Origin of the sequence: Oceanobacillus piezotolerans (assembly GCF_003665065.1) — a bacterium.
Lineage (GTDB): Bacteria > Bacillota > Bacilli > Bacillales > Amphibacillaceae > Oceanobacillus > Oceanobacillus piezotolerans.
The window spans coordinates 341,689-363,166 of record NZ_RCHR01000001.1; the positions used below are offsets into that span (position 1 = coordinate 341,689).

A 21,478-nucleotide genomic window follows, 5' to 3' on the forward strand; every position below is an offset into this window, starting at 1 on the left:
TATATGTCCCTAGAATCGTTTTGAGCGCAGTTATTCCCCTATTTAGCAAAATAGATGGGTAGAGTCCTAGTAACCAACTCCAAGTGTTCAGTTCGCTCGAATTTGAATCTAGCTAGCTTTGCCAGCAAAAATCTGCCTGCTTAATTATATCCCTATCCATCTCTCTCTTTACGATAATATTCATGGAATACCTTCATCAATGCTCTTTTTTCAATACGGCTTACATAACTGCGTGAAATATTTAGCTTTTTAGCAATTTCACGTTGTGTCATCTCTTTTGAATTGTTCAAGCCATAACGGTAAACAATTACTTCTCGTTCCCGGTTATCTAGAATAGTAAAATATTCCTGCATCTTTTCAATTTCCATGTTTAGCTGGATATATTCAATAATGTTTTCGTTTTCAGCTTCTAAGATATCAATCAGGCTTATTTCATTTCCTTCCTTATCCTGACCAATGGGATCATGTAAGGAAACATCTTTTTTCACTTTCTTCAGTGCACGTAAATGCATAAGTATTTCGTTTTCAATACAGCGCGCAGCATATGTTGCAAGCTTTGTACCTTTGTCTAGAGAAAAACTCTCTACCCCTTTAATGAGTCCAATTGTACCGATCGAGATTAAATCTTCCATGTCTTCTCCTGTGTTTTCAAATTTCTTCACAATATGTGCAACAAGTCTTAAATTATGCTCAATTAACTTATTTCGAGCATATTCACTGCCATCTTGCATTTCTTTGATAAACTTTCTTTCTTCTTCAGGTGATAAAGGTTGAGGAAAGGCATGATTTTTAACATATGAGACGAAAAAGAGGGCTTCTTTAACAAATAGAGCAAGAACGGTAAGAATTCCAGACAAACCACATGCACCTCCTAGGAAGATGTTTATTTCTCGATGAAATTGGCTTTCTGACAAGAAGTTGGGTGTCCTGGCTCTGTACCTGTAAACAAAAGCAAAGAAGTATTTAGACGTAGTCCTGTGATATCTAAACCTGCCGAATACCAATCGTTGCATTGCCGGTACTAGCACTTTCTTCACCCTGGATATTGGGTGAAGAAAGTGTAAATTAGGTCAGTAAATACATTCGGTGTATAGTAAAACTACACTTCCTGTTTTCCTAATACATTAAGAAGTCTTTGTGTAATTGTGCCAATCGCCAGATATATTCATCATACGCAATGCTGTTGCAGTGCAGGACTTAAGCGATAACCCAAATGGAAAGAGAATTCACTCTTCGTTTATTAATATAAATGGGTATTTTGCTTATATAACATCTTTATGAGGATAGTATTCTTTTCGTGTCTGTCCATGGAAAGAAAGATAAATAAAGTGAAACTTTACTAAATGGGGGTTTTCTTCCATTCCACCCTTGTATCAGGGTAACCTGCGATAAAGTGAGTACCCTTATCTAATAAATTTGTTTTTCACTATGTGTAAAAACTAATGGCAGAACAAAACATCCAATGATGGTTATAAGATTTTTATGGACTAGATGGGTGTTTGCCGGATAATAGAACACTGAGTAATGGAGGGGAAACAAGATTGAGTTGGCAGAAAGGAATTTCAAATTAGGGGAAGAGTCGAGTCAAACAGATGATGTATTAAAAATGATGGAGTCCAAGTGTAACATTAGGAGACACTAAGTAAGAAAAATAAAAAACCCCCTCTAGTTTGATTGAAGGGGGTTTCTTGATACTGTAAAGGATAATTTTTGCTTTTAACCTGACTTCTTTTTATACTTTATTTTGTGTGATAGGCTTCTCTTATGGATTTCCTCTTCTATTAATGTAATAAAATCAGGGCTTAAATTTAGTTCAGTTGCTGTATAATAGGATTCTATTAGTAGTTCATCCGACAAATGTTCCATCCATACAGCCCTCCTAATGAAATAGTGTTTCTTGGTATAGATTGGGATAGATTTAAAAGGTTATTAATAATTTACCATTTTTCTCATGAGAGGACAAGAAACAAGTTATCTACATCCAATTGTAGATAACTTGTGAGCAATTTTCTGGGTTTCCTTGTTCTCCAGTGTCTAAATGCTGTTGAAAACGCCCAGAAAGTTATCCACAATTCGAAAAGTGAAGATATTTGTCGAACGAATTTTCAGTCAATAATCGTTGGAATGCATAAATCTATCGGTTCTTATCATATAATAGCCATTTAACTCGGAATATCAAGTTTAATTTTATCCCAAACTGTTAGCCCCTAAAAAGAAGGATTCGTGCAGAATACAACAAAGAAACCCACCACTGAGTGAAGTTTCACTTTATCTAAAGATGATATTTGTTGACCTTTCCGTCTATCGAAAGTTATTGTAGGATTAGTGTATACTCTAAGGTACTGGTTATTTATCGTTGGGTAACTGGCTTAAGGGCTCTAAAAAGAGAAAGGTTCTTAGAGTAGCAATGAAGTGAGGGAATCGTTAGCTATTTTCAAGAGCCTGTCGGTTTGTCCATTTTATGTCATAATGGGTAGTGCCATTGTTGAGTTTTACTTATTTGGAATAAGAGGTGTAGTTAGTTGTTAAATAAATTTTTACCAAATGAACATGTAAAAAGTATTTTTGAAATACATCCGCAAAAATTGAAAGAACAAGGGATAAAGGGGATTATAACGGATTTGGATAATACGTTGGTCGCCTGGGATATGAGGGATGCCACACCTGAGGTAATTGCATGGTTTAAATTAATGAAAGAAAATGATATACAAGTCACTATTATTTCAAATAATAACGAAGAGCGGGTTACGTTTTTTTCTGAACCCCTAGGTACTCCTTTCGTTTTTAGTGCGAGAAAACCGTTAAGGAGAGCTTTTTTAAAAGCACAAAAGCAGATGAACCTAAAAAAAGAAGAGATTGTTGTGATAGGTGATCAAATACTGACTGATGTACTTGGAGGGAATGCTGCTGGCCTCCAAACTATTCTTGTTGTTCCAATTACCCAAACAGATGGGAAAATAACAAGAATAAATCGGAAAATAGAACGTATGATTTTGAATTATATGCGTAAAAAGGGAAAAATCAATTGGGAGGAATAAGCTTGGAGAAAATAATTTGCCAAGGTTGCGGTTCTCAGATTCAAACAACAGATCCCGACCAAACTGGTTATGCACCACCATCATCATTAGAGAAAGAAACAATATTATGTCAAAGATGTTTTCGTTTAAAGCATTACAATGAAATCCAAGATGTGTCCATTACAGATGATGACTTCTTAAAGATGGTAAGTTCCATTCGTAATGCGGATGGATTAGTTGTTCACCTTATCGATATTTTTGATGTAAATGGAAGTTTAATTAAAAGCTTGCAGCGAATTACAGGAGATAACCCAATTATTCTTGTTGGAAATAAGCTAGATTTGTTGCCTAAATCGACTAATCAGCGTAAATTAATACATTGGTTGCGCTCGGAGGCAAAGGAAGCCGGTATTAAAGTATTGGATGTTTTCTTAATATCCTCCGTCAAAGGTTATGGAATAGAGGATTTAACAACGGAACTAGAAAGGTATAGAAAGCAAAAGGATGTCTACATTGTAGGTACAACCAATGTAGGGAAGTCAACCTTCATTAATCGTCTCATTAAGCAGTCAACAGGGTTAAAGGACGTTATTACAACTTCTTATTTCCCTGGTACCACTCTTGGCTTTATTGAGATACCACTAGATGACAATAGTGCTTTAATTGACACGCCTGGTATCGTAAATAAGCAGCAGTATGCACACTATGTTTCTGATCATGATTTAAAAATGATTACACCCAAGAAAGAGATTAAACCAAGAATTTACCAATTAAATAGTGGACAAACCCTTTTTATTGGAGGTCTTGCACGCCTCGATTTTATTAAAGGAGAAAGACAATCGTTTGTATGCTATTTTTCAAATGAATTACCTATTCATCGAACTAAATTAGAAAAGGCTGATGCTTTATTTGAGAATCAGCAGGGGGAATTATTATCTCCACCAGATAAACAAACATTAGAGACGTTGCCTAAGATGACGGAAAGTACGTATAAGATTTCTACTGAGAAAACAGATATCGTATTTCCTGGATTAGGATGGATAACTTTAAATGAGAAAGGGGCTACTGTAAGTGCTCATAGCCCTAAGGGAGTATCCGTTTCTATTAGGAAATCTTTAATATAATTAATGGGGAAGAGGGAGAGTAAATGGGTTACCGTTTTGCACTGATTGGTTATCCAATCAAGCATTCACTTTCACCATGGATACATGAGGAATTTTTGAGAAAAGCTAATTTACAGGGATCATATCAAATAAATGAAATTCCTTTAGAGGGAAATTTTAAAGAAGAAATATTGAAATTGAAAGAGCAACAGGTAGATGGATTTAATGTAACTGTTCCTTATAAGCAAAAAATAATTCCCTTCTTGGATAAAATAGATGAGTCCGTAGAAAAAGTAGGTGCAGTTAATACAGTTGCCTACGAGAAAGGAAAATGGGTTGGGTATAACACGGATGGAATGGGATATGTTCGTTCACTTGAAAGTAAGTTTTCCGATTCCCTTCTAAATAAGGAGCAACGTATCTTGTTATTAGGTGCTGGTGGAGCTGCAAGAGGTATCTTTCACGGATTGATTGATAATGGTTTTAGGTATATCGATTTTGCAAATCGCACAATGGATAAAGCTCTGTCCATCAGAAACAGTACAGCAAAACCAATTCACTCTAACATTATGACCTTAGAAGAAGTAGAAAAGCATATTCATTCTTACGATATGATAATTCAAACAACTTCTGTAGGAATGAATCCAAACTCGGAACAGTCCATTATTAATTTAGAAAATATTAGAGCAGGTAGTATTATCAGTGATATTGTTTATCAGCCTATTAAAACGAAGTTCCTCAAGCTTGGTGAGAATTATGGAGGCAGAATTCATTTTGGGCATACCATGCTTTTATATCAGGCGCAGCTTGCCTTCGAAATATGGACAGGAAAAAAAGTAAAAGCAGATACGATGGATGAAAAATTACAACAAATTTTGGAAGGAAGATAATATGTTAACAGGTAAACAGAAGCGATTTTTAAGATCAGAAGCACATCATTTAAAGCCAATTTTTCAAGTTGGAAAAGACGGTGTAAATGATAATATGATTAACCAAATAAAGGATGCGCTGGAAAAGCGAGAATTATTAAAGGTAAGTGTGCTCCAAAATTGTATGGAAGATAAGGATTCAGTAGCTGAACAAATAGCAGAAGGTACAAATGCTGAAATTGCCCAAATTATTGGGAACAGTATTGTACTATACAAGGAATCAAAAGAAAATAAACAATTGCAATTACCATAAGAGGGAAAAGAGATGAAGCGAATCGGAATACTGGGAGGGACATTCGATCCCCCTCATCTTGGTCATTTATTAATTGCAGAAGAAGTACGTGTGAAACTGGATTTAACAGAAATCTGGTTCATACCTACATATACTCCTCCGCATAAAGATAATGCAAAAACAGATGCTAGTCATCGAATTAACATGCTGGAAATTGCAATTGCCAATAATCCATACTTTAAGATCAACACAATTGAAATTGAAAGAGAAGGAAAATCATATACGATAGATACCATTACGGCTTTGGGAGAAGATTATCCAGACTATCAGTTCTATTTTATAATTGGCGCTGACATGGTAGAGTATTTACCCCATTGGGAACGCATTGATGAACTTGTTCAGTTAATCCAATTTGTTGGAGTAAAACGGGAAGGCTATAAATTGGAAACGAAATATCCAGTAATTGAGGTTGATATTCCATCCATTGATATATCTTCATCTATGTTAAGGAAACGACTAAGATCAAATCAACCAGTTAAATATATTGTCTTAGATGAGGTCTATCGTTATATTAGGGAGATGGGCTTATATGAAAATTAACCAGGCAATAGAAATAGTGGAGCCTCACTTAACGAAAAAAAGATTTGAACATACATTACGTGTAGCTGATACAGCAGTAGACCTTGCGGAAAAATATAATGCATCTAAAGAAAAGGCGAATCTTGCAGCAGTTTTCCATGACTACTGCAAATATCTGCCTTTACCTGAAATGGAAAGATGGATTAAAAATAGTATTTTACCGAAAGATTTATTATTGTATCACCATGAATTATGGCATGGACCGGTTGCATCTTTATTAATAGAGCGAGAACATGGAATAAATGACTTAGATATTAAGCAAGCTATTTATTATCATACAACTGGTCGAGCTAATATGACTAAATTAGAAATGATTATTTTCTTAGCTGATTATATAGAGCCAGGTAGGAGTTTTCCAGGAGTGGAAGAAGTAAGGGAATGGGCGGAGAAAGACTTAATCCAAGCTTGCAGAATGGCTTCCAGGAATACAATACAATATTTAATGAGTAAAAATGCAACGATATATCCTGATACATTTTATGCATACAATGATTTAACGAAACGTTTAGATGGAGGGAATAAATAGATGGAAAACAAAGAACTGCTACAAGTAATTGCAGAGGCTTGTGATGATAAAAGAGCTGAAGAAATTATTGCACTAGATATGAAAGAGGTTTCTCTGATTGCTGACTATTTCTTAATTTGTCATGGAAACAATGAACGACAAGTCCAGTCTATTGCAAGAGCGATTAAGGAAAGAGTAGAAGAGAATGAGGTAGAGGTGAAAAGGATAGAAGGCTTCGAACAAGCTAGATGGGTATTAGTCGATGTTGGTGATGTGGTTTGTCATGTATTCCATAAAGATGAACGTAGCTATTATAATTTAGAGCGCTTGTGGGGAGATGCTGACCGGGTATCGCTGCAAATAGGTTTAGAAGGATAAAACAATGGCATATCAACAAATGGCATATTTGTACGATAAATTAATGAGTGACGCCCCCTATGATGAATGGGTAGAATTTACATTGCAGCTCTTAGGTAATCGGAACGTTAGATATATTGCAGATTTAGGGTGTGGGACAGGAGAGATAAGCCTTCGCTTAAAAAAAGCCGGATTTGAAGTCGTAGGAATAGATAATTCTTCTGATATGCTTACCTATGCTGAGCATAAAGCGCGCAATGAGAATGTACCTATTCAATGGCTTCACCAAGATTTAAGAGAGCTTTCGGGTATAAATGGAATAGATGTAGCTGTTAGCTATTGCGACGTTATTAATTATATTACGGAAGAGCAAGATATTAGAGAGGTATTTAATAAGACTTATGAAATGTTAACAAGTGAAGGTATTTTTATTTTTGATATCCACGCGCTTTCCCATGTAGAGAGTCATTATGTAAACCAAACTTTTGCTGACGTATTAGAAGATGCAGCCTATATTTGGTACTGCACAGAAGGCGAGGCACAAGGCGAGATGTACCATGATTTAACGTTCTTTGCATTAGATGATGGAAAGTATAATCGCTTTGATGAATATCATCACCAACGAACTTATCCTATTCCTTTTTATAAGAAATTATTACAGGATACAGGTTTTCAAAATATTAAAGTGTTCGCAGATTTTTCCTTAAAACAGAATAATTTAAGTGAAGATAATAAACGAATATTCTTTTTTGCAGAAAAGAGTAAGGGATAATGCTACTATTCCTTACTCTTTTTCATATGCAGGAAAATGTTTGCTTATGTCGAATATACGATGTGACCCCATTTTTTCCATTCCGTTAAAAACTAAAAAGGATGTGTTCTCCCCTTGATCAATCTTCTAAAACGGTACTCACTCTATGTTCTCATTGGTATTATTGTCATTATGTTTTTTGTCTTGACAAAAGAGGAGCAAAGCATAATGACAGAGCAAGAAGTGGATTTTCCGTCAGATATCCCGCAAGATGAGCTGCAAAGTGAAAATTCTCCTATAAATGAAGACACGGTATTAGTCGATGTGAAAGGAGAGGTAGTAAATAAAGGTGTTTACCAGGTAAATTCGAATGCTAGAGTTAATGATGTTATAAGCAAGGCTGGGGGCTTCACAGCAAAAGCAGATGAAACTCAAGTTAATTTGGCGCAAAGAGTCCAAGATGAAATGGTCATATTCATTCCTGAAAAAGGAGAAGGAACTCAACAAATCATGGAAGGAGCTTCTAGTACAGGTACAGATAAGATCCGAATAAATTATGCAACACAGGAAGAAGTAGAAAAGCTAAGCGGAATTGGACCATCCAAGGCTGCTGCAATTATTGAACATAGAGAAGAACATGGTTTTTTTCAAACAGCTGATGACTTACTAGAAATTACTGGGATTGGTGAAAAAACAGTTGAAAATATTAAAGAAGAAATTCAAGTCCCTTAAAAAGAGAATCCGCCAATAGTGTTCTAGCTTTACTTCACCCTATTTATTGATATTGACGAGCTTTCGTTGGGACATGTACACTAAAAGGAGCATACGAAGGGAATGAGTATAATGGAAAGAATTTCTTGGGACCAATACTTTATGGCGCAAAGCCAGTTACTAGCTTTGCGGAGTACATGTACAAGACTTATGGTCGGTGCAACAATAGTAAGGGATAAGAGAATTATTGCAGGGGGTTATAATGGTAGTGTTTCTGGTAGTGTCCATTGTGTTGATGATGGTTGTTACGTCATTGATGGCCATTGTGTAAGAACAGTGCACGCTGAGGCGAATGCTTTACTCCAATGCGCAAAGTTTGGAGTAGCAACCGATCTTGCGGATATCTATGTTACACATTATCCATGCCTCCAATGCTGTAAGCAAATCATACAAGCTGGTATCAAGACAGTATATTATGCAGAGGACTATCGTAATCATGAGTACGCTATTCAGCTATTTGAAGAAGCGGGAGTGAAGACGGTTAAAGTAACCTTAGATTATCTTGCTGTAGATACAAACTATAAAGAAAAGAATGCATTCGTAAACGGCCTATTAGACGAATTAGAAAAAACAGCGAATAATCGTAACGATGTAGAAACATGGAAGGAAGAAGCAGAAAGATTATTCTCTAAATAAAGGAGAGTGTGGTGTGAAAGGGTATTGGTATATTGCCGCCTTCTCCATCATTGCAGCGGTGCTATCTGTGTATTTCAAACAATATCTCTTTAGTATAGCTTTCATCATATGGTTATTTTCTTTGCTCTATCTAAAGCGATTAAGGAAACGAATCCTATTTGTTTCCTTAGCGCTCCACTTTATCTTTGCTCTATCTCCCCCTCTTAATCCGGCAATTTCGAACGAGTTATCCACACCAGAGGAAAGTGTCATCTATGGAAAAGTTGTCACTCCTCCTACCATCACCGAACAAAAACTTGAATTTACTGTTGAAATCTACAACAGTAAAGAAAGATACCAAATTTTATATTTTCCTAAAACCGAATTGAGCTCGGATTCTGTTGATGCTAAATATGGATCGAAGTGTAAGATTATAGGAGAACTAGAGCGACCTAAGGAAAGTAGAAACCCTGGTCAATTTGATTACCGTGATTTTCTTCTTAAAAAAGGTATCACACACCAATTAATATTAACTGATCTAAATAATATTGAATGCCATGGGACTAGTTTTATGAATCGGTTTTATAAATTACGTTTGGATATGATAGAAGTGGTTGAGAACAAACTTAGCCCTTATACAGCGTCATGGCTCAATTCATTAGTTTTAGGAGAAGATTCGAAACTGGATGAGGATACAGTAGAACTGTTCCAACGATGGGGACTTTCTCATATCATAGCAATTTCAGGTACTCATATTGCGCTATTCCTAGCTTTTCTTTATTTTCTCCTAGTAAAGTTAAACATCCTTACTAAAGAAAAGGCCGGGTGGCTTATTATCTTTCTTTTGCCAGTTTATGCAATCTTGGCAGGAGGGGAACCTTCTGTATGGCGCGCAAGCATTATGGTTGTGTTAGTGATTTCGATTCAAAAGGCGAATCATGTAGTTAGCCCAATGGATATTATATCCATCGTATTTATCCTTTTTATGTTTGTGGAACCTTCTAATGTCTTTCATGTTGGTTTTCAATTATCTTTTATTGTTACAGCAAGTATAATCTTGTCTAAAAAGTGGGTAGCCCAAACAGACAACTCGATTATGCAGGCATTAAAAATTTGCTTTATTGCACAAATGATTATTATTCCATTACAATTCTCTTATTTTTCTTATTTTCAACCGTTATCTATTATTTTAAACCTGATTATTATTCCTTATTTCTCCCTTCTTGTTATCCCATTTATGTACGTTTTACTTCCCATTACTATATTATTATCCGATGTTTTCCTCTCTCAGCTTGATCGGTTATTTATAAACCTAAATGAGATTGTCATCTCCTTTATTAACTGGGTTGATTCTGTCGCAAATTATCCTTGGGTTAGTGGTTCTTTCACTTTAGAATGGTCGATTATTTATTATGTAATTTTATTAGTTTTAATGGCAAACCTAGAACAAGCTAGGTTAAAAAAGGCATTTCTCGCAGGTTGCATGCTTACTGCTTTACTTATCATATTTCTACTTCGACCTTATTTTTCACCTGCCGGAACGGTAACGATGCTTGATATTGGCCAGGGTGATGCATTTGTTATTGAATTACCCTTTCGAAAGGGAGTTATTATGGTTGATGCAGGTTCCAGAATGTCGTTTGAGAATGGAGAAGCATCAAGTTCTGTCTATAAACAAGTTATCAAACCATATTTACAGGAGCGCGGAATAAGAAAGATTGATGCTTTATTTTTAACACATGAGGACACGGATCATGTTGGCAGTGTGCCATACATTATAGAGGATGTAAAAGTTGATAGTGTATTTATTAGTCCGTATTATAAGATGACGAGTGAAGAACTTTTATCTTTTAAAAAGAATAAAGTGATAGTAAGGAAAGTGGGGAAGGGGAGTAAAATTCATATCGGAGAACAAACGATCTCTGTGTTAGCGCCTGCAAAAAAATATGGTTCCTCCAATAGCAATTCCTTGGTTCTTTATACAGAAATTGGCGGTTTAAATTGGTTGTTTACAGGAGATGTAGAAGGTGAAAGTGAACTAGCCATTGCAGAACAATACCCTAATCTGGAAGTTGAAGTATTAAAAGTTTCCCATCATGGCAGCAAAACAAGTACCAATCCTGAACTTATAGGTGAGATTGCTCCGGAAGTTGCCCTTATTTCTGTTGGTGAGAATAACATGTATGGTCACCCGTCCCCTCAAGTTATTGAAACTTTAAACAATGCAAGGATACCTATCTTTAGAACGGATATTCACGGAGCAGTACAGTATAAATTTAAAGGAAAAGCAGGAACATTTTACAGTCATTTGCCATAGAATATCATCGGATGAACATTGAACCTCTACATGACACAAAGAAAAAAAGAGACTGCGCTTTCATTTCAGTCTCCTTTCTTTGGCGTATTCCATACATTAACGAGTAACTACACTAATTACAACACCAATTGCAAAAATAAGTACAAAGAAAATAAAAGAAAAAACAAACCCATTGATAGAATCTACAACATCATTATTTTTTGATTGTGGATTTTGTTCAAATTCGTTCATTTTTACCCCTCCTGTTTCATGAATAAGTATATAGGAAATAAATGCAAAAATCTACTTAAGAAAGAAAATTGTCACAAAATAAAGCTGTTTAACCAGAATTAGAAAGACTTAACAACTATACTTTTGTGAAGAAGACATAAGCTATACTCAAATATCGTTTGCCAGCTTGTTTCTAGGGCAAGCAGACAAACGTTTATATAGATTTAGGGGGAGATTTGCTCTTATAAAGATCAGCGAGGATTCCCCCTTTACTATTACTGCCTTTATCATTTACCATATAATATAGATGGATAAACAAACTGGCTATTACTTCCTGCTCGTCCCTCATTTACACCACTATTTTTGTGAGGTAGGAAGTACAGCCAGTATGTCTGCTATTAAAGGAACAATGGAGTGAATATGAATGTCCTACATAGAAACATTAAAGAAGTTAAAGAAGAATAGTATTTCCCCGATCTATTTTATTTATGGTACTGAGAACTTTTTTATAGAGAATATTAAGAAGGAAATGATGAAGCAAGTTGTAAATAACAATGAAGATAATATATCTGTGTATAGTTTAGATGAAGTCCCTATTCAAGAAGTAATCCAAGACGTTGAAACTTATCCTTTTTTTGGTGAAAGAAAGCTAGTCATAGCAAATAATCCAGTTTTTTTAAAATCTAAATCAGAAAAATTACCATTTGAGCACGATTTGTCTGCATTAGAATTTTATTTAACAAACCCGGTTGATTATACAGTTTTTGTTATAATAGCTCCCTTTGAAAAGCTGGACGAACGGAAGAAAATAAGCAAATCATTAAAGAAATATACATCGATGGTAAATTGTGAACCAATTAAAGAGAGAGAAATACGGGCATGGATTGAAACAATTATTAATGGGCTTCACATTACACTTGATAAAGAGGTATATGACCTGTTGGAGGCTGAATTCTCTACTAACCTTCAGTTATTAGAAGTGGAGTTAGAGAAGCTGGCATTGTATGCTGGAGAAGAGGGACATATTACAAGAGAAATAGCGGAGAATATCATTGCACATAACATAAATAGTTCCTCATTACGGTTAGTGGATGCTGTGATAGAGAATGATTTAAAACGAGCAATCTCGATTTTTAAAGATTTACAAATCCTTAAAGAAGATCCCATCGCTCTGATCGGTCTATTAGCTTTTCAATTTCGAACTATACTAAGAGTTAAATTACTTAAACAAAAAGGTTACTCGCAGTTTCAAATGCAAAAACAATTAAACGTGCATCCCTATGTAATTAAAATTGCATTGGGAAGGGAAAGGCAATTTACTATCCAAAAATTACAGCAAATTATCAACCAATTAGCAAATACAGATGCGATTATGAAACAGGGGAGAATGGAAAAAGAGATTGCGTTTGAGCTATTGATATATAATATCATTTATAAAGCAGCGTGAACTTGTCAATTAGTAAAAAAAACGATCCTTAAGGGGATCGTTTTTTTACAGTCTAGCAAATTATAAAATGAACGAACTGTGGATATTTCTTATCATTAAGAAAAGCCAAGTCCGGCTCCAGCGCCCAGCAACTAGCAAACTTCACACTCCTCCACTACGATAAGTCAACATCGACTCCCTACGGTCGTCGTGTTTCCTTTATCTCATTGCGGAGCGCTCCAGTTTGTACGTTGCTAAACGGGCGCTTGCGCCTTTGTTCCAATAATTATGCACCTAAACCATTTACTTTATTAGTTAGACGAGTTTTTTGGCGATCTCCATTGTTTTTATGGATAATACCTTTTTGAACTGCTTTATCAATATACTTCATTGTATCTTTTAATGCAGCCTTTGCGTTTTCCGCATCATTTGCCTCAACTAAAGCTTCAACGTTTTTGATAGCTGTACGCATCTCAGATTTTTGTGATTGATTTGCTACACGCTTTTTATTATTAATACCAATACGCTTGATTGCTGATGGGTTATTTGCCATTCTTTTCACCTCCTAAACAGGATATGATTAGATTTCAAATTGAACATTGGTCAAATTAGATCTATTCATTGATATCCATTCTAAAGAAAGATAACAAATGATATTTTACCAAAGGATTTCACTCTTTTCAATAGAAATGTTATTTACTTCCTGATTTTGTATGTTTTTCGTGAACTTGAGAATTCTAATATTAAGATTATAGGAAAGGAAGTATGTAAGTGGAAGATAAAGTCGTACCATACCAAGTAAGAACGGATTTAGCGGTTGAAGCAAGGGATATGTATGTTCAGACAGATCAAAAAGAACAAAGGAGTGAACTGAAAGGCGTTACGTTTAAAGAAAGACATCAAGATGATATAAAAATCTCCTACGTTGAGGTTGATCAAGAAGGAGCTAAATTAATTGGGAAGAAGCCAGGTTCTTATGTAACCATTTATGCTGATGGTGTGAAAAGGCAGGACACCAATCGCCAAACAGCAGCTGCCAAGATTTTAGCGAAAGAATTAGAAGAATTACTTAAAAAGAATCAAATTGCGCTGGATGGAGTTGGTTTGATTGTTGGATTAGGTAATTGGAATGTAACTCCAGACGCTCTAGGCCCAATGACAGTTGAGAAAACATTAGTAACTAGTCATCTATTTAGGCTGCAGTTTGAATCAGTGGCAGAGGGGTATCGACCAGTAGCGGCAGTGACACCTGGAGTAATGGGAATTACTGGAATTGAAACAAGTGATATTATTTATGGGATTGTTGAAAAGTTAAAACCAGACTTTGTTATCGCTATAGATGCACTTGCAGCTAGATCTATCGAACGCGTAAATGAAACCATACAGCTATCTGACTCAGGAATTCATCCGGGTAGTGGAGTAGGCAATAAACGAAAGGAACTAAGCAAAGAAACACTTGGTGTACCTGTTATAGCTATCGGAGTTCCAACAGTAGTAGATGCGGTTACTATTACTAGTGACACAATTGACTTTATGTTAAAGCATTTTGGAAGAGAGTGGAATGAAAAGGACCAGCCGTCGAAAGCATTGGCTCCTGCTGGGATGCGTTTCGGTTCTAAGAAATTAACGGAACAAGATCTTCCCAATCAAGAAAAACGACATACATTTATGGGGATCGTAGGAAATTTATCAGATGAAGAAAAAAGAAAACTGATTACAGAAGTACTCACCCCCATTGGACATAATTTAATGGTAACACCTAAAGAAGTAGATGGATTTATGAAGGACATGGCAACTCTAGTTGCTGAAGGAATTAATGCAGCATTACATGAAAATGTAGATGTGACAAATTTCTCTGCTTACTCCAGGTAATCTCTATTATATCTACTAAATTTAAAAATTCAGTCTCGTACTTTCTCTTTTTTGTTCTACTTTTTGACCTTTACTCATAGAGTTTAATAAGCATAAGGTCAGGAAGGGTGGAAACATGCCTTATAAATATAAGGAAAGAGGAAAAAGCATTTATAAACAGGCTGGGTTGTACTTAATAAGTATTTGTTTATTATTTATTCTTATTGGCATATTTACTACGATTCAACCTGCATATCGCATCTCCTCCGATGTTATCTCAAATTGGACAAGTGATATTGATGGGGCAGTGTTTATCCATTTATTTGGAATGGAAAATAAAGCTTTTAATAAAGCTTTTGATAATGAGACACAATTACCAACGCTTTCAGGTGCTGCATTTGAGGTCGTAACAAGTCTTAAACCAAACGATCCTAGAAGTTTACTTGGTAATGAAATACCTGGATTTGCTGTCTTTGACAATAGAATATTAATTGCTGGAGAAGGAACAGATTACACAAACATCCCGTATGAATCATCCCCGCCACTGGAGGAAGTTCTCAAAGACAGAGAAGCTGTTTTAGAAGAGCCAGAAGAAAAGAAAACACCGGAACCAAAGGGAAATGGCCAATCGACAGGAGATAAAGATGTTGTGTTTATATACAACTCACATAATAGGGAGTCCTTTCTCCCTCATCTTCCAGGTGTAACCAATCCAGATGCTGCTCATCATGACGAAGTAAATATTACAAAAGTGAGCGAACATTTAGCACAGTCACTTGAAGCTAAAGGTATTGGGGCTATGGTTGACGAAACGGACATTATTGGAAAAGTGTTAAAAGAGAACCAGATGGAATATTGGCAAGCGTATGAAGCGTCTAGAGGAGTTGTAGAAGAAGCATTCGCTACAAATCGTAATATTCAATTTATTTTTGATTTACACCGTGATGCTCTACCGAGAGAGAAGACCACAAAGGAAATAAATGGCGAAGATTATGGAAGAGTTGTATTTGTTGTAGGAAATGAACATGAAAATTATGAGAAAAATTTTGCTCTAGCAACAGAAATACACAACTTATTAGAAGAGAAATATCCTGGTTTAAGCAGAGGTGTTATCCCACAAGGGGGAGCGGGCAACAATGGTGTCTATAACCAAGATCTAACAGAAAATGCACTTCTAGTTGAATTCGGAGGAGTAGAGAACACGCTAGAAGAATTGTATAGATCTGCTGAAGCATTGGCAGAAGTATTTAGCGAATTCTATTGGGAAGCAGAAGCTGTAAATGCCGATGTATAGGGGGAAAAGATGTTGCGAATCATAAGCACAATTTTATTATTGGCGGTCTTCTTTCTTTCAGGTGCTGTGTACGGAATGAATCAGGAAGATAACAAATTCAAGCTTTCGGAGAATCCAGAAGTTTCGATAGAAGAAAATATCGCTTTAAGAACAGAAGAAGATGAGATAATTAGCTATTCTAACCCAGTTGATCAATCTGTTTCAGAGGATGTTCTTTCTGCTGAGGGTAAGGTAGAATACACACAAAAAACGGCATCCTTTTTAGAAACCAGTGTACAAGGGTTCTATGAGATAATTGTCACTATTTTATATCAGATAGCAAATATATTTTTTTAATGACAATAGATATATCAAGTAAATTGCAATCAGCGGAAGCTTTTCATCTTCGCTGATTGTTATTGTATACGAAATAATTGGGTTTCCACCTCATATACTTTGGGTCTATAAAGGTCATGCAGTGCATAAATCCCAGTTGAAAAGGTAATGATTGAATATCCGCGAGTCAATTGCTATAATCAACATTATTGATTACCGTTTTATTTTAGCTTCTCTACTCTGGTAGAAAAGCAATGTAGGAGTGAACATCAGAATGGGGAACAAACAAAGGAAAGTTCGAAACTTTTCAATTATAGCTCATATTGACCACGGTAAATCCACTCTAGCCGACCGTATTTTAGAAAATACGCAAACTCTTTCTAAAAGAGAAATGAAAGAACAAGTATTAGATGGAATGGATCTAGAGCGTGAACGTGGAATTACGATTAAGCTGAATGCTGTACAGCTGAAATATATAAGTAAAGATGGCGAAGAATATATTTTCCATCTAATAGACACACCTGGACATGTAGACTTCACATATGAAGTATCACGAAGTCTAGCAGCATGTGAAGGTGCAATTCTTGTTGTTGATGCTGCACAAGGAATTGAAGCACAAACATTGGCAAATGTTTATTTGGCGATGGAAAACGATTTAGAAATTATTCCTGTTATTAATAAAATTGATCTTCCTAGTGCAGATCCAGATCGAGTTAAACAGGAGTTAGAAGATGTACTTGGTATTGATGGTGACGAGGCGATATTAGCTTCTGCGAAAGCGAATATTGGAATCGAGGACATTTTAGAGCGTATAGCAGAAGTAGTTCCGGAGCCTGCTGGAGACCCAGATGAACCACTTAAGGCGCTTATTTTCGATTCTTTATATGACTCTTATCGTGGTGTCATTGCATATGTTTGTATTAAAGAAGGTTCGGTTAAAGTCGGTGACAAAATAAAAATGATGGCGACTGGTAAGGAGTTTGAAGTGAATGAGGTCGGTGTGTTCACGCCAACTGCAACCAAGCGCGATGAATTAACCGTAGGCGATGTAGGTTATATCACGGCTTCTATTAAACATGTGGGGGATACTCGAGTTGGTGACACCATTACTAATGCGAATCGTCCTGCTGCTGAAGCATTACCAGGCTATAGAAAGTTAAATCCAATGGTTTATTGTGGGCTATATCCAATAGATTCAAATGATTATAATGATTTACGTGAGGCATTGGAACGATTAGAACTAAATGATTCTGCCTTACAATATGAACCAGAAACGTCTCAAGCATTAGGTTTTGGTTTCCGTTGCGGTTTCTTAGGTCTATTGCACATGGAAATTATCCAAGAACGGATTGAGAGAGAATTTAATATTAGTTTGATTACTACAGCACCAAGTGTTATTTTCGAGGTCGAAAAAACAGATGGAGAAGTTCTAAATGTAGATAATCCATCCAAAATGCCTGACCCTCAATCCATTCAAGAAATAAGAGAACCATATGTGGAAGCGACGATCATGGTTCCGAAAGATTATGTCGGAGCAGTTATGGAGATTTCCCAGAAAAAGCGTGGAAACTTTATTGATATGCAATACGTGGATGATATCCGAGTTAATGTTGTATATCATATACCATTATCAGAGATTGTTTATGACTTTTTTGACCAATTGAAATCCCAAACAAAAGGGTATGCATCCTTTGATTATGAATTAATCGGATATCAGCAATCAAAACTAGTGAAAATGGATATTCTATTGAATGGGGATACAATTGATGCGTTAAGTTTTATTGTACATCGTGATTTTGCATATAATCGCGGGAAGCAAATTGTAGAAAAATTAAAAGAGCTTATTCCACGTCAACAATTTGAAGTTCCTGTTCAAGCAGCAATTGGAAATAAAATTGTAGCACGTTCTACTATTAAAGCTGTTCGTAAAGACGTAACTGCTAAGCTTTATGGTGGAGATATATCTCGTAAGCGTAAATTGTTAGAGAAGCAAAAAGAAGGTAAAAAACGTATGAAAATGGTTGGTTCAGTGGAAGTACCTCAAGAGGCATTTATGGCTGTACTGCAAATGGACGAAGATTAAAATTAATTTAGGAGGGAAAGCTTTGATGCATGAGAGTGCGATTCGAGGTTTTCCTCTTTTCATTTGCTCGCAACGCAATAAGGAGAGAAGAAAAGATGGAACAAGTCCAATCGGTTTATATTCATATTCCTTTCTGTCAGCAAATTTGTCATTACTGTGACTTTGTGAAATTTTTTTACAATGAAAAATTAGCAACAGAATATTTGTATGCATTAGAAAAAGAGATAAATACAAGTATAAAAGGGAAGAAAAATAAAGTTAAAACTATCTATATAGGTGGAGGAACTCCAACAGCACTTAATTTTGAGCAATTAAAATTTTTATTGAAATTAGTAAACGAGAAATTTGACATTGCTAGCTGTGAAGAATTTACTATTGAAGTAAATCCAGGTGATATTGATGAACAAAAAACAAAATTGCTAAAGGAATATGGAATTTCTCGTATTTCATTTGGTGTACAAGTGATGGACGATGATTTGTTAGAAGAACTGGGGAGAGTGCACCGCGTTCGCGATGTATATCATACCGTTGATTTGTTTTATCAACAAAATTTCACGAATATTAGTCTTGATCTCATGTATGCCTTACCTCATCAAACTGTAGAGCAATTTAAAGCATCGCTTGATGAAGCTCTCACATTTAAGCTTCCTCATTATGCTACTTATGGGTTGCAGATTGAGCCGAAAACGGTATTTTATTTAAGGCACCAAAAAGGAAAATTACACCGTCCATCAGAAGACGATGAAGTTCATATGTACGAATTATTAAGAGAAACAATGGCTTCCCAGGGCATAAAACAATACGAGATAAGTAATTTCGCAATTCCAGGGTATGAGAGCAAGCATAACCTGACATATTGGGGTAATGGATATTATTATGGATTCGGTGCTGGAGCCCATGGTTATTTGCCAGGGAAGCGAATAACCAATATCAGACCATTGCCTGCTTACGTAAAGAAAGCTTATGAAGATGGTAAACCAGTATTACATGTAGATGAAATCACTCTAAAAGAGAAAATAGAAGAAGAAGTATTTTTGGGGTTGCGGCGAATGAAGGGAATAAACACAGAAGAGTTTAACAGGAAATTTGGTATATCTTTTGATACATTATATAAACAAGAGTTAGATACTTTAATGGAACGTCAGTGGCTTCAAAAGGAAGAGTATTCATATCGGCTAACGGATCAAGGATTATTAATTTCAAATCAGGTCTTTGAGAAATTCATGCTAGATGATGTAGATTTAGCCTTCGTCTAATGCATCATAATTGACAAAAAAATAAGGATTTGATACTTTATTATTAGTATTAGCACTCTGTCGGTGCGAGTGCTAACAGGGGTGAACATCATGCTAACTGATAGGCAATTATTACTCTTACAATTGATTATCGATGATTTCATTGAAACAGCTCATCCAGTTGGTTCGCGTGCACTTTCAAAAAAAGACAAAATCCCATATAGTGCTGCTACAATTAGAAATGAAATGGCAGACTTAGAAGAATTGGGCTTTTTGGAAAAAACCCATTCATCTTCAGGAAGGGTACCATCTGAAAAAGGTTACCGATATTATGTGGATCATTTGGTTTCCCCGATTTCTAACCCAGAAGGTATTAAGTTCATTAATGACATAATGAAGGATGGTTTCTTTGAATTTGAACAAATCGTCCAAATGTCAGCTGAAGTATTATCTGAACTAACAAATTATACCTCGATTATTCTTGGGCCGGAATTAAACAGCACGAAACTAAAACAAATACAAATTATTCCACTAACATCTCATACTGCTGTCGCCATCTTAGTGACAGATACAGGACATGTGGAGCATCGTTCTTTCTCCATTCCAGATGTTATACAACCGTCTGTGATTGAAAAAATGGTTAATATTTTGAACGATAGGCTTCAAGGGGTGCCAATAGTACAGTTGGAAGAAGTATTTCACAAAGAAATTACTAATCTGATGAAGAAGTATATCCAGGATTTTGATAAGTCTTATGAATATTTGAAATCTATTTTTACACAAGAGCATCCGGTTAAAATTTATGTTGGTGGGAAATCCAATATTTTGTTGCAGCCGGAGTTTAATGATGTAAATAAAATTCGTGCATTCTACGCCATGATGGATAATGAAAATGAAATCGCGAATTTACTAAAGAACTCGAAGCATGGTATTGAAGTAACTATTGGAAATGAAAATGAGTTTGAGGCAATTAAAGATTTTAGCTTAATTACTGCTTCTTATCAGCTTGGTAAAGGGCAATTAGGAACCATTGCGCTTATAGGTCCTACTCGAATGGAGTATAAAAAGGTCATTTCCTTATTGTCGAGTTTATCTAAGGAGATGAGTGAAGCGCTATATAAATGGTATAAATCCTACAAATAAGTTCACTTGTTTACCTAATGGTAGGGTGGCCAGCCTTACCATCTTTTTTGGAGCACTATCACGAGAAGTGATGAATAGCCGATTAAGTTATAGTGGAGGTGTCATTGGTGGAAGAAAAAAATAGTGCATTTAACGAGGAAGAAAATGAGGAAGTAGTTGAAGAGACTAGTTCTGTTGAAAATGAAGATAGTAATGTTGAATCAGCAGCCGCAGAACTAGAAAGCGAAATGGAAGCACTAAAAAAAGAAAAAGATGAAACTTTTCAAAGACTACTAAGGCTTCAAGCGGAATTTGACAATTATAAGAAGCGAACGCAAAAAGAAAAAGAAGCTGATAGAAAATACAAATCTCAAGACCTTGTAACAGAGTTATTACCAGCTATTGATAATCTGGAACGCGCGCTAGAAATAGAAGTTACCGACCAGACAAAAAGCTTAGTAGATGGTATTACAATGGTACTTAGACAATTCATTGAAGCATTGAAATCACAAGGTGTCGAAGTTATTGAAACAGAAGGAAAAGAGTTTGACCCAAACCTTCATCATGCAGTAATGCAGGTTGAAGACGACTCAGCCCCTTCTAACATTGTGGTAGAGGAATTGCAAAAAGGGTATATACTTAAGGACCGTGTTGTAAGACCAGCAATGGTAAAGGTAAATAAATAATAATACTTGGAACAGTTGTT

Annotated in this window: 23 protein-coding genes; 19 read left to right on the forward strand and 4 right to left on the reverse strand. The window is 35.7% G+C overall.

The window, feature by feature from the left end; all coding sequences use genetic code 11:
• Nucleotides 1-152 precede the first annotated feature (152 nt).
• Nucleotides 153-857, reverse strand: coding sequence for an RNA polymerase sporulation sigma factor SigK (sigK, locus tag D8M04_RS01665; RefSeq protein WP_121520776.1), 705 nt, complete (start codon nt 855-857; stop codon nt 153-155).
• Nucleotides 858-1,716: 859 nt separating this feature from the next.
• A complete protein-coding gene (locus tag D8M04_RS01670) occupies nt 1,717-1,866 on the reverse strand; it encodes a sporulation histidine kinase inhibitor Sda (protein ID WP_121520778.1) in 150 nt (49 codons plus the stop codon).
• Nucleotides 1,867-2,522: 656 nt separating this feature from the next.
• Between D8M04_RS01670 and D8M04_RS01675 the strand changes: the two genes are divergently transcribed.
• The 11 genes from D8M04_RS01675 to D8M04_RS01725 all read left to right on the forward strand — a co-directional run bounded on the left by D8M04_RS01675 (nt 2,523) and on the right by D8M04_RS01725 (nt 11,236).
• A complete protein-coding gene (locus tag D8M04_RS01675) occupies nt 2,523-3,038 on the forward strand; it encodes a YqeG family HAD IIIA-type phosphatase (RefSeq protein ID WP_121520780.1) in 516 nt (171 codons plus the stop codon).
• 2 nt (nt 3,039-3,040) lie between these two features.
• Nucleotides 3,041-4,141 (forward strand): ribosome biogenesis GTPase YqeH, encoded by a 1,101-nt coding sequence (gene yqeH / locus D8M04_RS01680; RefSeq protein WP_121520782.1) that lies wholly within the window; start codon nt 3,041-3,043, stop codon nt 4,139-4,141.
• 23 nt (nt 4,142-4,164) lie between these two features.
• The gene (gene aroE, locus D8M04_RS01685; RefSeq protein ID WP_121520784.1) at nt 4,165-5,010 is read left to right on the forward strand and encodes a shikimate dehydrogenase; all 846 of its coding nucleotides are present in this window, start codon (nt 4,165-4,167) and stop codon (nt 5,008-5,010) included.
• A gap of 1 nt (nt 5,011) precedes the next feature.
• Nucleotides 5,012-5,302: a ribosome assembly RNA-binding protein YhbY gene (gene yhbY, locus D8M04_RS01690; RefSeq protein WP_121520786.1), complete on the forward strand. Its 291-nt coding sequence runs from the start codon at nt 5,012-5,014 to the stop codon at nt 5,300-5,302.
• Nucleotides 5,303-5,314: 12 nt separating this feature from the next.
• Nucleotides 5,315-5,881 (forward strand): nicotinate-nucleotide adenylyltransferase, encoded by a 567-nt coding sequence (locus tag D8M04_RS01695; protein WP_121520788.1) that lies wholly within the window; start codon nt 5,315-5,317, stop codon nt 5,879-5,881.
• Complete coding sequence (gene yqeK, locus D8M04_RS01700; protein WP_121520791.1) at nt 5,871-6,446, forward strand: bis(5'-nucleosyl)-tetraphosphatase (symmetrical) YqeK; 576 nt, start codon at nt 5,871-5,873, stop codon at nt 6,444-6,446. The genes D8M04_RS01695 and yqeK overlap by 11 nt, the downstream gene beginning before the upstream one ends.
• Nucleotides 6,447-6,803, forward strand: coding sequence for a ribosome silencing factor (rsfS, locus tag D8M04_RS01705; RefSeq protein WP_121520794.1), 357 nt, complete (start codon nt 6,447-6,449; stop codon nt 6,801-6,803).
• A 4-nt stretch (nt 6,804-6,807) separates the two neighbouring features.
• Nucleotides 6,808-7,554 carry a class I SAM-dependent DNA methyltransferase gene (locus D8M04_RS01710; RefSeq protein ID WP_121520796.1) on the forward strand — a complete coding sequence of 249 codons (747 nt, stop codon included), beginning with the start codon at nt 6,808-6,810 and terminating at the stop codon, nt 7,552-7,554.
• 207 nt (nt 7,555-7,761) lie between these two features.
• Nucleotides 7,762-8,265, forward strand: coding sequence for a helix-hairpin-helix domain-containing protein (locus D8M04_RS01715; protein WP_246001089.1), 504 nt, complete (start codon nt 7,762-7,764; stop codon nt 8,263-8,265).
• A 111-nt stretch (nt 8,266-8,376) separates the two neighbouring features.
• Nucleotides 8,377-8,940, forward strand: coding sequence for a ComE operon protein 2 (locus tag D8M04_RS01720; RefSeq protein ID WP_121520798.1), 564 nt, complete (start codon nt 8,377-8,379; stop codon nt 8,938-8,940).
• 13 nt (nt 8,941-8,953) lie between these two features.
• Nucleotides 8,954-11,236 carry a DNA internalization-related competence protein ComEC/Rec2 gene (locus D8M04_RS01725; RefSeq protein WP_121520800.1) on the forward strand — a complete coding sequence of 761 codons (2,283 nt, stop codon included), beginning with the start codon at nt 8,954-8,956 and terminating at the stop codon, nt 11,234-11,236.
• 96 nt (nt 11,237-11,332) lie between these two features.
• On the opposite strand, the gene D8M04_RS01730 is transcribed toward D8M04_RS01725, so the two are convergent.
• Nucleotides 11,333-11,467 carry a YqzM family protein gene (locus tag D8M04_RS01730; protein ID WP_121520802.1) on the reverse strand — a complete coding sequence of 45 codons (135 nt, stop codon included), beginning with the start codon at nt 11,465-11,467 and terminating at the stop codon, nt 11,333-11,335.
• A 403-nt stretch (nt 11,468-11,870) separates the two neighbouring features.
• Here D8M04_RS01730 and holA point away from each other — a divergent pair, with 403 nt between their 5' ends.
• The gene (gene holA / locus D8M04_RS01735; RefSeq protein ID WP_121520804.1) at nt 11,871-12,893 is read left to right on the forward strand and encodes a DNA polymerase III subunit delta; all 1,023 of its coding nucleotides are present in this window, start codon (nt 11,871-11,873) and stop codon (nt 12,891-12,893) included.
• A 265-nt stretch (nt 12,894-13,158) separates the two neighbouring features.
• Here holA and rpsT read toward each other — a convergent pair whose 3' ends face one another.
• Nucleotides 13,159-13,425 (reverse strand): 30S ribosomal protein S20, encoded by a 267-nt coding sequence (rpsT, locus tag D8M04_RS01740; RefSeq protein WP_121520806.1) that lies wholly within the window; start codon nt 13,423-13,425, stop codon nt 13,159-13,161.
• A gap of 218 nt (nt 13,426-13,643) precedes the next feature.
• On the opposite strand from rpsT, the gene gpr reads away from it, so the two are divergent.
• The 7 genes from gpr (at nt 13,644) to grpE (ending at nt 21,458) form a co-directional block, all read left to right on the forward strand.
• Nucleotides 13,644-14,744 carry a GPR endopeptidase gene (gene gpr, locus D8M04_RS01745; RefSeq protein ID WP_121520808.1) on the forward strand — a complete coding sequence of 367 codons (1,101 nt, stop codon included), beginning with the start codon at nt 13,644-13,646 and terminating at the stop codon, nt 14,742-14,744.
• Between the two features lie 115 nt (nt 14,745-14,859).
• Nucleotides 14,860-16,017: a stage II sporulation protein P gene (spoIIP, locus tag D8M04_RS01750; protein WP_121520810.1), complete on the forward strand. Its 1,158-nt coding sequence runs from the start codon at nt 14,860-14,862 to the stop codon at nt 16,015-16,017.
• A gap of 9 nt (nt 16,018-16,026) precedes the next feature.
• A complete protein-coding gene (locus D8M04_RS01755) occupies nt 16,027-16,353 on the forward strand; it encodes a hypothetical protein (protein WP_121520812.1) in 327 nt (108 codons plus the stop codon).
• A gap of 253 nt (nt 16,354-16,606) precedes the next feature.
• On the forward strand, nt 16,607-18,415 hold the full coding sequence (gene lepA, locus D8M04_RS01760) for a translation elongation factor 4 (protein ID WP_121520814.1): 1,809 nt from the start codon (nt 16,607-16,609) through the stop codon (nt 18,413-18,415).
• A gap of 95 nt (nt 18,416-18,510) precedes the next feature.
• Nucleotides 18,511-19,671 carry a radical SAM family heme chaperone HemW gene (gene hemW, locus D8M04_RS01765; protein WP_121520816.1) on the forward strand — a complete coding sequence of 387 codons (1,161 nt, stop codon included), beginning with the start codon at nt 18,511-18,513 and terminating at the stop codon, nt 19,669-19,671.
• Nucleotides 19,672-19,761: 90 nt separating this feature from the next.
• Nucleotides 19,762-20,793 carry a heat-inducible transcriptional repressor HrcA gene (gene hrcA / locus D8M04_RS01770; protein ID WP_121520818.1) on the forward strand — a complete coding sequence of 344 codons (1,032 nt, stop codon included), beginning with the start codon at nt 19,762-19,764 and terminating at the stop codon, nt 20,791-20,793.
• A gap of 98 nt (nt 20,794-20,891) precedes the next feature.
• On the forward strand, nt 20,892-21,458 hold the full coding sequence (gene grpE, locus D8M04_RS01775; protein WP_281277103.1) for a nucleotide exchange factor GrpE: 567 nt from the start codon (nt 20,892-20,894) through the stop codon (nt 21,456-21,458).
• Nucleotides 21,459-21,478 lie beyond the last annotated feature (20 nt).

Coding starts and splice junctions, on each gene's coding strand:
- D8M04_RS01670 (WP_121520778.1), bottom strand. CDS start 1,866: ATGGAACATTTGTCGGATGAACTACTAATAGAATCCTATTATACAGCA.
- aroE (WP_121520784.1), top strand. CDS start 4,165: ATGGGTTACCGTTTTGCACTGATTGGTTATCCAATCAAGCATTCACTT.
- yhbY (WP_121520786.1), top strand. CDS start 5,012: ATGTTAACAGGTAAACAGAAGCGATTTTTAAGATCAGAAGCACATCAT.
- D8M04_RS01695 (WP_121520788.1), top strand. CDS start 5,315: ATGAAGCGAATCGGAATACTGGGAGGGACATTCGATCCCCCTCATCTT.
- yqeK (WP_121520791.1), top strand. CDS start 5,871: ATGAAAATTAACCAGGCAATAGAAATAGTGGAGCCTCACTTAACGAAA.
- rsfS (WP_121520794.1), top strand. CDS start 6,447: ATGGAAAACAAAGAACTGCTACAAGTAATTGCAGAGGCTTGTGATGAT.
- D8M04_RS01710 (WP_121520796.1), top strand. CDS start 6,808: ATGGCATATCAACAAATGGCATATTTGTACGATAAATTAATGAGTGAC.
- D8M04_RS01715 (WP_246001089.1), top strand. CDS start 7,762: ATGACAGAGCAAGAAGTGGATTTTCCGTCAGATATCCCGCAAGATGAG.
- D8M04_RS01720 (WP_121520798.1), top strand. CDS start 8,377: ATGGAAAGAATTTCTTGGGACCAATACTTTATGGCGCAAAGCCAGTTA.
- D8M04_RS01730 (WP_121520802.1), bottom strand. CDS start 11,467: ATGAACGAATTTGAACAAAATCCACAATCAAAAAATAATGATGTTGTA.
- holA (WP_121520804.1), top strand. CDS start 11,871: ATGTCCTACATAGAAACATTAAAGAAGTTAAAGAAGAATAGTATTTCC.
- rpsT (WP_121520806.1), bottom strand. CDS start 13,425: ATGGCAAATAACCCATCAGCAATCAAGCGTATTGGTATTAATAATAAA.
- spoIIP (WP_121520810.1), top strand. CDS start 14,860: ATGCCTTATAAATATAAGGAAAGAGGAAAAAGCATTTATAAACAGGCT.
- D8M04_RS01755 (WP_121520812.1), top strand. CDS start 16,027: ATGTTGCGAATCATAAGCACAATTTTATTATTGGCGGTCTTCTTTCTT.
- lepA (WP_121520814.1), top strand. CDS start 16,607: ATGGGGAACAAACAAAGGAAAGTTCGAAACTTTTCAATTATAGCTCAT.
- hemW (WP_121520816.1), top strand. CDS start 18,511: ATGGAACAAGTCCAATCGGTTTATATTCATATTCCTTTCTGTCAGCAA.
- hrcA (WP_121520818.1), top strand. CDS start 19,762: ATGCTAACTGATAGGCAATTATTACTCTTACAATTGATTATCGATGAT.